Below are 12,594 nucleotides of genomic sequence, written 5' to 3'. Positions count from 1 at the left end.
CAGCGTCTCCAATCAACCATATGTGCAAGGGTTTTCGGTCCCGGCGTACGAATTGATAACGCCGGGACCGATCACCTCAACGGGTCACCGAATATTGCATTGTGTGCCGGGCTATGAGCGCAGCGTGGCCGAAAGTGCTTCTGGTGCAGCAGGCGGGCAGTTCAGGCCACCCCCGCAGCCTGGATCGGCTGCACCGAACGCCGCATCGCCACGTACCCCCGCCCGGGCGGCACCGGCAGGATCTGGTCGCGTTCCAGCGTCAGCCCGAGCTGACGGGCCGCGAAGATCCCGGTCGGGGCCAGCACCAGCCGGGTGCCGTTCTGCACCGCGGACTCGACCACCCGGGCCATCGAGCGGACCGAACCCTCCAGCACCGGCCCGGCATCCCCGCACAGCACCAACGCCCGGCTGCCGGCCGAGGCGTGATCGGCCAGATCGTCGAACAAGGTCGGCGCCGGGGCGAAGTTCTCGATCCGCGCCTCCACCTTCATCTGCTCGAAGTCGTCCACCACCACGACGTACGGCTGCCCCTCGAAGGGGGCCACCCCCGTCCGCAGTTGCTCGTCGTTCCACGAGGTCCCGGACAGCAGAGCCAGATTCGGGGCCAGGCCCGCCAGCCCGTGCAGCGGCGAGCGCGGCGGGGCGATCGCCAGGACGCAAACCCCCACGTGCACCAGGGACTGGACGATCGCGGCGGCACTGGTGCTGCGGCCGCTGCCTTCCGGGCCACTGACCAGCAACAGGTGCGGGTCGTCGCCGAACAGGTCCACCCCGATCGGCTCGATCTGCGCACCGCCACGGCCCAGCGGGATCCAGGTCGCCGAATCCGCCCGTTCCCACAGCCCTCGCTCGCCCAGCGGCACGTGCGAGGGCAGCGGTGCCAGACTCATCGGCCCGGCGCTCAGGCCCCGCGCCTCCCGGGTGCGGGCGGTGAAATCGGTCTCGTCGACGTGGAAGATCTGGGTGTGGCAGCCGCTGGCGGTCTCGATGCCGCGCCCGGGCAGCCGGGGCGGCGGGGTGAACTGGCCGCCGACCGCGGACCGGCGGGACGACTCGTTCGGGAAAGCCAGCAGGATCCGCCGGTTGAACAGGTCGGGCAGCCGCCCGTTGATCATCACCTGCCCACCGGTGACCACCACGTGCACCCCGACCGGCGCGCCGGACTGGATCACCTCGTAGAGCATGGTGAGGACGCTGGTGTCGTCGAACAGGCCCTGGTTGCGGTTCTCCAGGCCCTCCCAGCCGTCGATCAGCACCACCAGCGCGGCCCTGGCGGCCCCGCTGGCGAAGCGCTCGCGGGTGCGCCGGGTGACCTCCTCGGACAGCCAGGTGACCAGGCGGCGGATCCGGTCGGGCTCGCCGACGTGCATCACCGCGCCGGTGTGCGGCAGCGCTGTGCAGCTGTTCAGTTCGCCCTCACGGCCCGCGATCACGTACAGGTGCACCTGGTCGCTGCGGTGGATCGAGAGGCCGTTGATCAGGGCGCGCAGCGCGGTGGTGCGGCCGGACTGCGGGCCACCGGCGATCATCCAGCGGTCGGTGCCGCTCAGGTCCAGGCTCAGCACCGGCTGGTCCTGGTTCTCCGGGTCGTCGGCCAGCGCGAAGGCCAGGTGCCCGGGCGGCGCCATCCGCCGGTTGGCGGTGCGCAACAGGGCGGGCAGCGGGGGCAGCAGCGGGCGTTTCATCGGCGGCAGACCGCAGGCCCGGGATGCCGCCTCGACCGCGGCGATCGACATCGTCTGGTCGGTCTCGCCCTGCACCTGCCGGTTCCCGTCGGAGGGCCGCGCATGGCCCAGGACGGACCAGTCCACGGTGCGGACGGTGGCCGGCCGGGCCTGACCGTCGGGTGGCGGGTCGCCCAGGTACCCGGACTGGAACGGGCGCGGCTGGCGGCTCTCGTCCAGGGTGCACAGGATCAGCCCGCGGCCCTTGAACCGGCCCGGGATGCTCACCGCGTCGGGCACCCCGAGCACCTCGACGCTGTCGGACTTCTCGTTCTGGCGCAGGGTGATCCGCAGGCTGATGTTGTTCTTCATCTCCGGCGAGAGCTTGCCCTGCAGCGACTGGGTGGCGAAGACCAGGTGCATGCCCAGCGAGCGGCCCTTGCCGGCCACCGCCATCAGTTCCTTGGGGAAGTCGGGGGAGGTGTCCATCGCCCGGGCGTACTCGTCGAAGACCATCACCAGGCGCGGCAGCGGCTCCATCGAAGGATCGCGGCGGCGGGCCTTCCAGTAGTTGTCGATCTCGCCTCCGTGCCGGCCCAGGAGAGACTCCCGCCGGCGCACCTCGGCGCGCACCGAGGCCAGCACCCGCTGGGCGGCGGCCTCGTCGAACTTCTGCGCCGGGTCGTCCTCGGTGTTGCGGATCAGCGCGACCACGTGCGGGCAGTGCTCGAACGGCAGGAACGCGCTGCCGCCCTTGAAGTCGACCAGCACCAGGTTCAGCTCGTCCGGGCGGTTGGCCAGCAGCAGCGAGGTGACCAGGGTCTGCAGCAGGATGCTCTTACCGGCACCGGTGGCCCCGGCCAGCATGGTGTGCGGTCCCTGCCCGGCCAGGTCGACCATCACCGGGCCCTGGGCGTCGGCGCCGAGCGGGACGTTCAGCTGGGGCCCGGGCTCGGCGTCCCAGAGCTTGAGCACGTCCTCGGCGCCGGGCCGGCCCAGGCCGACCAGGTCCAGGAAGCGCTGCGGGTAGGGCAGCGCGCCTGGGTCGTCGCGGGCGCTGAGCCGATCACGCATCGGGGCCAGGGCCCGGGCCAGCACCTCGGACTGCCGGGCGCTGAACCGCTCGGGGACGATCGTGTCGGCCGTACCACTGCGGTCGCGCCAGGCGGTCACCGTGTCACCGTCGAGCCGGACCAGGCCGCGGCAGTCGATCATGTCGCGGGTGTCCAGGCAGATCGAGTACACCCCGACGTCCGGGCCGTCGTGCAGCACCTCGCGGATGCCGGGCACCTTGCGCATCGACAGCGCGCCCTGCAGGACCACCACCACGTGCTGGTCGAACCGGGCGTTGTACTGGTCCTTCAGCGTGTCCTGACGCACGCTGATCAGCTGCTTGAGCTCCTCCAGCCGGGCCGCCCGGCTGTTCGTGTCCACCCCGATCGCGCAGGGGATCTCGCCGCCGTCCAGGTGCGGCAGCCAGCGGGTCCAGGCCAGGCCGGCCTCGCCGTCCGGGCCGAGCACCACGATCCGCAGGTCGGCCGGGCTGCGCAGGGTGCCCAGCTGGGTGAGCAGCCAGTTGGTGACCTGGGTGGTGCGCTCGGGCGGTCCGACCAGGCCGAGCACCCCGGTGGCCTGCAGGTCCACGGTCCACGGCACGCCGTGCAGCCACGGGTCCTCGAAGCCCACCCAGGGTTCGCCGCGCAGGGAGACGGCGGCCTTGCGGTCATGCCGGCCGACCCGCAGCAGCAAAGAGTCCTCGCTGCCGCCGTCGCGCGGCCACAGACCCCGCACCGAGCCGGAAGCGATCAGCGCGATGCTCTCCGGATCGGGCGCCTGGGCGTGCCGCACCGCGGTCTCGGTGACCATCGCCCGGTCGATCTGGCCGGCCGCCTTCTCCCGCAGACCCTCGTACTTGGCCATCCGCTCGCGCCGGGCCCGGCGCTCGAAGAACATGGTGGTGCCCATGGTGACCGGCGCGAAGGCGGCGAACAGCAGCATGGCGGGCTGCTTCATGATCAGCGCCATCGCCACCCCGAGCAGCAGCGGCACGAACATCGCCACCACCATGGCGCTCTTGCTGCCGGCCTCGGCCGGGGCGGTGGGGAAGGTGAGCTCCAGCGGGGTGACCCGGGGCGTCGGCGCGTAGGCGCGGTCGAACTCCAGGTGCGAGTCGCCGGTGCGGTTCAGATGCATCGGCTGCCCGGGTGAGGGGCAGACCTCGATCACGTCGTCACCGATCTGGAAGCGCTGGCCCGGCCCCAGGAACCGGGGGGCGCCGATCCGCTCGCCCTCCACGGTGATCCCGTTGGCCTGGTCCGCGGCCTCGGTGACCTGAATCGTGACGCCTTCGCGGGTGGCCGAGACGAAGGCGTGCTCGCGAGAGATCTTCGGGTCGCGCAGTTTCAGGTCGGCCCCGGCCGAGCGCCCCATCGAGCTGCCGCCCTCCGGCAGGTACAGCGAGCGCCCGGCGTCCGGCCCGCTGAGCACCAGCAGCCGGGCGACCAGGCTGGAGGAGGCGGGCCGGGTGAGCGGACCGGGCCGGCCCACGGTCAGGTACGAGCCGACCGTGAGCGGGCTGTCCTGCAGACTGTCCTCGGGATCCAGCCACACGTCGCCGACGTAGCAGGGCCGGTCACCCACCCGCACGGGCAGGGCCGACAGCAACGAGCGCACGGTGCTGTCACCGGATGCGCTGATCTCGACGTCGTGCTCCGCCCCGCCCTGCGGATCGAGCACCGTCAACCGAATGATCAAAACCGTTTCCCCCACGGATCGGCCGAAAGTTTCCCGGTGATCCTAGAGGGACGTTCGTGATGGTTGGGTCCGGATGCGTACGGTCACCCGATTGCGCCCAATGGGGGACGGGGTGGCTGGGGCCCGCTCAGTGGTGCACGTCCGAGAGGCTCAGGTCGCGCGGGATGGACCGCCACGCCAGCGCCGATGCGACCAGCATCACGATCGCCCCGATCAGGCCCACAGCGGCGAAGGAGTCGGTGAACGAGGCGGTCGCGACCTGCTCGAAACCGGTGCCCAGCGCCCCGGCGACCGATTCGGTGGCCTCGCTCCCGGCGTCCGCCGGCAGTCCGGAGCGGTAGACCACGCCGGCGATGCTGCCGAGCACGGCCACGCCCAGCACGGCGCCGATCTCGAACGACATCTCCTCGATCGCCGCCGCGGAACCGGCCTGGTGCGCGGGTGAACGGCCCATGATCAGGGCCGAGCCGACGCCGAGGGCGGCGCCGCCCAGGCCGACCATGAACAGCGCGATCGCCACCCCGGCGTACGGAAGCGGCCGGGGCAGAAGGAAGATGACGAGCAGACCCACGGCGGCGACCAGCAGGCCCGACGTGATCACCGTGCGCACCCCGATCCGGGCGGCCAGGGCCGGGGCGAAGGGTGAGCCGATCAGGCCGCCCAGCGCGCTCGGCAGCAGGGCCGCTCCGGCCATCAGTGGGGAGTAGCCCTCGACCAGTTGCAGCCACTGAGAACCCACCAGCAGCAGGGCGATGAACACCGTGCTGTGCGAAAGTGCGGACAGCACACCGGCGCGGAACACCGGATCGGCGAAAAGCCCGACCGCCAGCATCGGTTCCGGCTGGGTCAGGCAGCGCCGCACGAAGGCCGTCATCGCCAGCAGGGCCACCACGGCGATCACGATGGTCGGCACGTCCACGCCGTACTTGCTCAGATGCTTGATCGCATACACGATCCCGACCATCCCGCCGACCGACAGGACCACGCCGGGGGCGTCCAGCCGGCCCGGGCGCTCGGAGCGGCTCTCCGGCAGCAGGAACACCCCGGCGAGCACGGCCACCACCATCAGCGGCACGTTCACCAGGAAGGCCGAGTGCCAGCTGAACACCTCCAGCAGCACCCCGCCGACGATCGGGCCGATGGCGCCGCCGAGCGAGGCCATCGCGGCCCAGATGCCCAGCGCCAGAGCGCGTTCGGTGGGATCGGGGAAGAGCGCGCGGATCAGCGAGAGGGTGGTCGGCATGATCATCGCGCCGCCCACGCCGAGCAGGACCCGCAGGGCGATCACGGCACCGGCCGAGTCGGCGAACAGCACCAGCAGCGAGGCCACCGCGAACACCGTGAAACCGGCCAGCAGCATGCGTTTACGGCCCCAGCGGTCGGCCAGCGCGGCGACCGGGACCAGCAGCCCGGCCAGCACCACCGGGTAGGCGTCGACGATCCACAGCTGGGAGACCGCGCTCGGGCGCAGGTCGGCGATCAGGTCCGGCAGCGCCACGTTCAGCACCGTCATGTCCATCACCACCACCAGCAGGCTGGCGGCCAGCACGGCCAGGCCGGCCCAGCGGCGCGGTGGGGACTCGATCTTGGTCGTGGTGGGAGCGCTCATCGGGCCCGGGTCCCTTCCAGGAAGGTGACGAGCACGTACTCGTCCAGGTCACGCCGGGCGATCCGGCCGAAGGTGACCGCGTCGCGAGCGGCGACGAGGATGCCGTAGACCGCCGAGGACAGCCAGCGCGGGTCCAGGTCGGCCCGCAGCAGGCCGGCCCGCTGCCCGGCGGCCAGCAGAGCGGTCTCCTCCTCGGACAGTTGCTCGGTGCGTTCCATCAGGTCAGGGGCCGAGCGCAGGTACGGGTCGGTGAGCGTGAAGCCGAAGTCGTCGAAGTCGGCCAGGTAACGGCTGAGCAGGTCGCGCAGGCAGGCCTCGATCGGCCCGGCCTGGCCGGAGGCGATCGCCTCGGCCACCCCGGCGCCGCGCATGCTCTGCTGCCAGCGGTCCAGCGACCGGGTACCGAGCTCGTGCAGCAACTCGTCGCGGGTGGAGAAGTGCCGGTGCAAGGTGGCCCGGCCGACCCCCGCCGCAGTGGCGAGGTCGGTCATCGAGGCCCGTGCATCGGCGTTCAGGCAGCGTTGGGCCGCTGCCAGGATCGCGTCCCGGGAGGTCACGGAGGGTCCTTAAGAACTGAGGGATTGAGACAAGACTGTCTCATGTGAGACGCGATTGTCTCAACGACTATTCCCCGGTCGGCCCATCCGCTGCCGAAGGCCGCTACCCCCGCATACCTTGCAGGCCGTCGTCCTGCTTCTGGCCGGCGCTCTCGTGCGGCAACTCGAGGCAGTAGATGGCGTAGCCCTCGTCCACGTACCCCTCGGAGTCGGCCGGGCAGTCGTCGGGGTCGTCCACCTCTTCGCCGCTGACGTAGTCGTGCGGCTCGGAGCAGCTGACCGACACGATCGGCTCGCCGTCCGCTTCCTCGCTGCCGTCGTTGACCCAGCAGGTGTCCCAGAACGAGTACCCGTCCGGGGTGCTGATCCAGGCCAGCATCCCGGCGCTGAAGGTGAGCGTGGCCAGGGTGATGCCGAGCAGGGCGATGACGCTGGTCACGCCGAGGACGACCCTGCGACGGTGCTGCTCGGTGTGGGCGTCGACCAGAGGACGCCAGCCCGGCGGAGGTCTGAGAGGCACGCTGAATCTTCCGTTACGGAAGGGGCGCCTGTCTTCCGTATTCCCGTTTTGTTACGCGGCTGGCCGAGTGCGGTGAACCAGCCCACGTCGAACTGTGGCAGGCAAGAAAGATCGAACAGTAGACGTCGGTGCTCTCGTTGCGGTCGTTGCCCGGCTGGCCCTCTGTAGCCAATGGAAAGCATCTGAGCCGCAAGGATTGCGGCGGTTCGCGGCCGGAGCCGCTCCGGCGCAGTAGGGGCCGGACGGATCCCTGTCGAATCGGACATTTCTGACGTAGCTTGGGTCAGGGGTGATTCGGCATGCTCGCATCGGGACTGTCCGCGCAGGACCCGGCCCAGCTCGGCGAGTACCGGGTGCTGGCCCGGCTCGGCTCCGGCGGGCAGGGCGTGGTCTACCTGGCCGAGGCCCCCTCCGGTCGGCGGGTCGCGGTGAAGCAGCTGCATCCGGGCCCGTTCGCGGCCAAGCCCCGGGAGCAGCTGGCCAGGGAGATCGCGGCGGCCCGGCGGGTGCCCCCGTTCTGCACGGCCCGGGTGCTCGACGCTGACCTGCACGGCGCCTCGCCCTACATCGTCAGCGAGTACATCGAGGGGCCCTCGCTGCAGCAGCGGGTGTCGCAGGAGGGCCCGCTGGCCGGTACCGGCCTGCACTGGCTGGCGCTCGGGACCGCCACCGCTCTGGCCGCGATCCACCAGGCCGGGGTGGTGCACCGGGATTTCAAGCCGTCGAACGTGATGCTCTCGCCGGACGGGCCCCGGGTGATCGACTTCGGGGTGGCCTACGAGCAGATGCCCGAGCTGGCCGACCTCGACGAGGTGGCCGGAACCCCCGCCTACATGGCGCCCGAGCAGATCCGGGGTGGGCCGGTCTCCCCGGCGGCCGACGTGTTCGCCTGGGCCTCGGTCATCGCTTACGCCGCCACCGGGCTGCCGCCGTTCCAGGGGGAGCATGTGGGTGACGTGCTGCAGCGGATCCTTGAGGGGGAGCCGGATCTGCGGGGTGTGCCGCCCGAACTGGCCGAGCTGCTGCACACCTGCCTGGACCAGTACCCGGCTCGGCGGCCCGGCTCACAGCAGGTGCTGATGCGATTGCTCGGGCATCGGGTCACCGACGAAGTACCCGACGATGTAGGACGTTTGGTGGCCACGGCGGCCGGAATGGTGGACGAGGCGACGCTCACCACCCCGATCCGCCCGGCGGCGGCCACGACCACAGCCGTAGGGGTACCGGCGTACGGCGGTCCCGACATCGGCGGGCGCCGCTCCGCGCGTCCGTTGGTGGTAGTTGCCGTGGGCCTGCTGCTGGCCGGGGCGTTCTGGATGGTGAACCCGTTCGACGACCTGGCGTCCTCGCCGGAGAGTCTGGTGCGGGCCGAGAATCCCCCGGCCGAACCCGCTCCCGATCCGGAGCCCGAGCGCAAGCCGGCCCCGGTGGCCGCCGGCGAGGTACCGAGCGGGTTCTCCGGCGAGTGGCGGGGTACGGCCTACCAGCCCGCCGCCTCGCAGAACCAGTGGGAACTGCGGCTCGACCTGGCCGCGGGTACCGGCGGCGGACAGGTCCGGCTGGAGGAACTGGCGTGTTCGGGCCGGGCGACGGTGAGCAAGGTGGCCGACCTGGAACTGCGGCTGAACGTGGTGATCGAGGACGACCCCGACCACGCCTGCCCCGAGGAGGCGTCCCTGCGGGTGACGCAGAACGTGGTCGGTCGGGCCGCCTTCTGGTGGAACGACGGTGGCAACCCGTTCAAGGTCGCCACCGGCATGCTGGTGAAGCAGTAGCCAGGGCCTGTCCTGCGGATCTTTGCCTACTGCGGGGCACCCGGGGCGCCACGGCCAGGATCCACAGGACAGACCCTAGAAGGACACCGGGAACAGTTGCTTCTGGCCCGGACGGACCACCAGCAGCGGTGAGCAGCCCCGGTGCGCCACCTCGGCGGCGACGATGCCGCACTGGTCCTCGCCGACCACGACCAGGGTGGCGGTGAGCGACTCGGCGATCAGGACGTCGTCGGCGCGCCCGGCAATCACCCGGGTGCTGACCGGCAGCGGGCTCATCCCGGCCCGCAGCGGCTCGGCGATGGACTCCAGCCAGTGCGCGGTGCTGATCAGGACCTCCGGCGACGGGGCCGGGGCCCGCATCGCGCCCACGTCCCGGTCGGGCACCCGAAGGGCGTGCACCAGGACGAGAGGTACGTGCCGGGCCCGTGCCTCATCGGCGGCCCGGCGGGCAATAGTGACGTTGGACGGTGTCAGGTCGATCCCCGCGACGACCCGGAATCTGCGCCCTATCTCGGCAGACATTCGTTTCGTTTCCCCCACTTGAATGGTGCGTGGGACAGGACGCTACTCGCTCTACTCGTCGGTCAGTAGCCCTTTTCTTGAAGCTCACAGAAAAACCGCAGGTCAGTTGCGTGCTGTGAGGTTGGTGATAAATGAAAACACCCAGACGGCGGATCGTTGATTACCGGGAAATCTCCACCGCGCGAGTCAGTTCGACAACTGTCAGCGAAATCGGATTCGCCTTCGTCGAAGAGGCCGCCGCAGCGCCCTCGACCAGCTCAGCGACGTGTTCGTCACGCAGGCCGAGCTCGTCCAGGCCGGGCACACCGAGGCTGCGGACCAGATCGCCGAGCGCACTCACCGCCTTTTCCGCGCCAGCCCCAGTTGTACGCGTGACCAATTCTGCGAGGGCCTCGAACCGGTTCTGAACACTTTGATCGGGAGCGCGGCGCAATGCCTCAAGATCGGCTTGCAGCACCCCGGCCAGAAACGCCGCGCACAACGCGCCGTGCGGGGCGCCGAGCATTCCGCCGGCCACTCCGGCCAGGCCGTGCACCGCGCCCAGGCCGGCATTGGCCAGACAGATGCCGCCCAGCATCGAGGCCAGGGCCAGGTCCTCGCGGACCTGCGGATCGTCGGTGCCTTCGGCGGCCGCCCGGGGCAGCGAGCGCAGCGAGGCGGTCAGCCCCTGCCGGGCCAGCGCATCGGTGACCGGGTTGGCCCGGCACGACAGCAACGGCTCGACCAGCTGGACCAAGGCGTCCAGGCCGCCGTGCACCAGCGGTGTGCGCGGGAGTCCCTGCAGCAGGTCGGGATCGACCACCGCCGCGCGGGCCAGCAGGGCGGGCGAGCGCAGGCTGACCTTGACCCGGCCGGCCGTCAGGACCGCATTGCGGGTGACTTCGGAACCGGTGCCGGCCGTGGTCGGCACCGCGATCCAGGGCAGGACCGGGCCGGTCAGGGGCCGGCCGTGGCCCACCACCTCCAGGTGGTCGAGCGGTTCGCCGTTGTGCACCAGCGCGGCTACGGCCTTGGCCGTGTCCAGGGCCGAGCCACCACCGACACCGAGCACGGCCGTGACGTTGGCCTGGCGCGCCTGGGCAACCGCAGCCTGCACCGCCTCGACCGTCGGCTCGCCCTCGGCCCGCACGGTCACGACCGGCGCCTTGAGCTGGGCCCGCAGGGGAGCGGCGTGCCGGTCCGAGGCGCCGGTGACCAGGAGCACGGCTCCACCGTCGGCGGCCTGATCGGTCAGGGCGGCGGCCTCACCGGCCCGTCCGGCGCCGAAGCGGATGTCGCCGGGCAGGGTCAGCGCGAAGCTGGGCATCAGGAGGTCACCTCGGTGGATCGGCCCAAATGGATTCCGTCGACGGGCAGCCGCTCGAAGCCGAGCCGCTGGTAGAACGCGATCGCGCCGGTGTTGGACTCGGCCACCCCAAGGTGCACGGCGGGCGCGCCGGCCGCCCGCACGGTCTGCAGGAAACGGTGGATGAGCTGCCGGCCGAAGCCCTGGCCCTGCGCCTGCGGCAGCAGATCGATGTGCAGGTGGGCCGGGTAGGCAGCCAGGCCCTCCGCGAGCATGCGCTCGGGGTTCAGGCCCAGCTCCAGCAGGAACCGGTCGCTCTCGGCGTGCGGCTGGGGGTAACGCTGTCTGAGGTAGGGCACCCAGGACTCGGTGTAGCGCTGCACGAATCCCGCGGTGTCGGCCGTGCCCAGCACGTAGCCCACGGCTTGGCCGGCGTCTTCGAGGATGAAGGCGAACTGCGGTTCCAGCGTGACGTAGGGAGCGGCGAAGCAGTCGCCCAGTAGATCGTCGGTGCTGTGTCGGCCCCGGGCATCGGCGCCGGCATCACCGGTGCGCACACAGATGTCCTGGACGGCGGGAAGGTCCTCGGGCCGGTACGCGCGAATGGTCGGCACGGCCCGAGCTTAGGGCCTGTCTTGTGGATCTTGCTGCCTTCCGGCTCATCGAAGGCTGGGCAAGGAGGCCGCGAACCTCCTGCGAGGAGGGCTTTTTCCGCATCTCAGCAGGACTTTCGCCCGTGGCCAGGCCCGGTTGCGTCACGCACACTGGGAAGTGGCACGGAGGGAGCTGGTCATGACGTACTCCGAACGCAGGACCGTCGTCGGGTACGACGGGTCGCGATCCGCACAGGCTGCCCTGGAGTGGGCGGCGGCCGACGCCGTCCGCCGGGGCTCGGAACTTCTGGTTCTGCACGTGGCCGAGTGGGGCGGCGCCGAGCGCACGACCGAGGCCGGTCTGCGGCGGATCGGCCCGCTGGAAGATGCCTCGCGGGCGGTGCTGGCCGATGCGCTGGCCCGGATCCGGGTGATCGCGCCGCAGATGCCGGTCACCCTGCAGACCGCCTTGTCGGGGATCAGTTGTTCGCTGGTCGAGGCCTCGCACGGTGCGGAGATGGTGGTGCTGGGCGCACCTCAGGCGCTGGGCAAGGCCACGGCTGCGGTGGTGGCCCGGGCCGGCTGCCCGGTCGTGGTGGTGAGCCCCGGGGTGAGCGCGGAAGCAGCCGATCTGCCGATCACGGTGGGCTACGACGGTTCGGCCGGGGCCGAGCGGGCGCTGTCGTTCGCGGCCGAGCGGGCCGCGCAGCAGGCCGTGGCCCTGGTGGTCGTGGTGGCCTTCTCCGCGCCGGTCTCCGCGCCGGCGACGACCGAGGACGAGGGTCGGGGGCTGCGCGACGCCGAGCTGCTGGGTGAGGTGGCGGTGGCCCGGGTGCGGCGCTGGTGCCCCACGGTGGTGGCCCGCTACGAACTGGCCGAGGGCACGGCCGTGCCGGTCCTGGCCCGGGCCTCGCGGAGTTGCGCTCTGGTCGTAGTGGGCAATCGTGGGTGGTCGGACAGCGGTCAGGGTGGTTCGGTAGGTAACGGTCTGATCACACGTTCCCGCAGCGCCCTGGCCGTGGTGCACTGAAAACTGTTCCGGGGAGCGCCCCGACAGGTCCGGTCCATCGACTTGACGTGCGGGGCGCCGCCCTTCGTGCTACGGGCTTCGACATTGCCGTGATCCACTCACTGCTCTGAGTGACTGAGACGAGCGTCACGTAACGGCGGCGGCCTCGGTGTCGATGTTCCCGAAACGCCTTGCGGCTCCATGAGAAGTGGCCGAATCGGCCGCGACTGGCTCACCCGCGATCGGCATCGTGCGCGGCGCAAGGAAATTCGCTTCGCTTGACACCCCGACGGGGGTGGGCAAGGT

The 12,594-nt window shown here is 71.1% G+C and carries 9 protein-coding genes; 2 read left to right on the top strand and 7 right to left on the bottom strand.

The genetic code is table 11. The features are described 5' to 3' along the window. Positions 1–161: 161 nt before the first annotated feature. From LR394_RS37025 to LR394_RS37010, 4 genes are all read right to left on the bottom strand, one after another. Complete coding sequence (locus LR394_RS37025; RefSeq protein WP_231449365.1) at positions 162–4,418, bottom strand: FtsK/SpoIIIE domain-containing protein; 4,257 nt, start codon at positions 4,416–4,418, stop codon at positions 162–164. A gap of 127 nt (positions 4,419–4,545) precedes the next feature. Next, on the bottom strand, positions 4,546–6,027 hold the full coding sequence (locus tag LR394_RS37020; RefSeq protein WP_231449364.1) for an MFS transporter: 1,482 nt from the start codon (positions 6,025–6,027) through the stop codon (positions 4,546–4,548). Further along, entirely contained in the window at positions 6,024–6,584 is a 561-nt protein-coding gene (locus tag LR394_RS37015; RefSeq protein WP_231449363.1) for a TetR/AcrR family transcriptional regulator, read from the bottom strand. Before LR394_RS37015 ends, LR394_RS37020 begins: the two co-directional genes overlap by 4 nt. A 103-nt stretch (positions 6,585–6,687) precedes the next feature. Then, positions 6,688–7,104 carry a hypothetical protein gene (locus LR394_RS37010; RefSeq protein WP_231449362.1) on the bottom strand — a complete coding sequence of 139 codons (417 nt, stop codon included), beginning with the start codon at positions 7,102–7,104 and terminating at the stop codon, positions 6,688–6,690. Positions 7,105–7,403: 299 nt separating this feature from the next. Between LR394_RS37010 and LR394_RS37005 the strand changes: the two genes are divergently transcribed. Next, positions 7,404–8,879: a serine/threonine-protein kinase gene (locus tag LR394_RS37005; RefSeq protein ID WP_231449361.1), complete on the top strand. Its 1,476-nt coding sequence runs from the start codon at positions 7,404–7,406 to the stop codon at positions 8,877–8,879. 75 nt (positions 8,880–8,954) lie between these two features. Here LR394_RS37005 and LR394_RS37000 read toward each other — a convergent pair whose 3' ends face one another. The 3 genes from LR394_RS37000 to LR394_RS36990 form a co-directional block, all read right to left on the bottom strand. Then, complete coding sequence (locus LR394_RS37000) at positions 8,955–9,401, bottom strand: universal stress protein (RefSeq protein WP_231449360.1); 447 nt, start codon at positions 9,399–9,401, stop codon at positions 8,955–8,957. A 160-nt stretch (positions 9,402–9,561) separates the two neighbouring features. After that, a complete protein-coding gene (locus tag LR394_RS36995; RefSeq protein ID WP_231449359.1) occupies positions 9,562–10,707 on the bottom strand; it encodes an iron-containing alcohol dehydrogenase in 1,146 nt (381 codons plus the stop codon). Next, on the bottom strand, positions 10,707–11,300 hold the full coding sequence (locus LR394_RS36990) for a GNAT family N-acetyltransferase (protein ID WP_231449358.1): 594 nt from the start codon (positions 11,298–11,300) through the stop codon (positions 10,707–10,709). The genes LR394_RS36995 and LR394_RS36990 overlap by 1 nt, the downstream gene beginning before the upstream one ends. Positions 11,301–11,478: 178 nt before the next feature. On the opposite strand from LR394_RS36990, the gene LR394_RS36985 reads away from it, so the two are divergent. Beyond that, on the top strand, positions 11,479–12,309 hold the full coding sequence (locus LR394_RS36985; protein ID WP_231449357.1) for a universal stress protein: 831 nt from the start codon (positions 11,479–11,481) through the stop codon (positions 12,307–12,309). The last annotated feature ends 285 nt before the right edge of the window (positions 12,310–12,594 follow it).

It is taken from the genome of Kineosporia babensis, from assembly GCF_021129305.1.
Classification (GTDB): Bacteria; Actinomycetota; Actinomycetes; order Actinomycetales; family Kineosporiaceae; genus Kineosporia; species Kineosporia babensis.
This window is presented reverse-complemented; position numbering and strand designations above follow the sequence as displayed.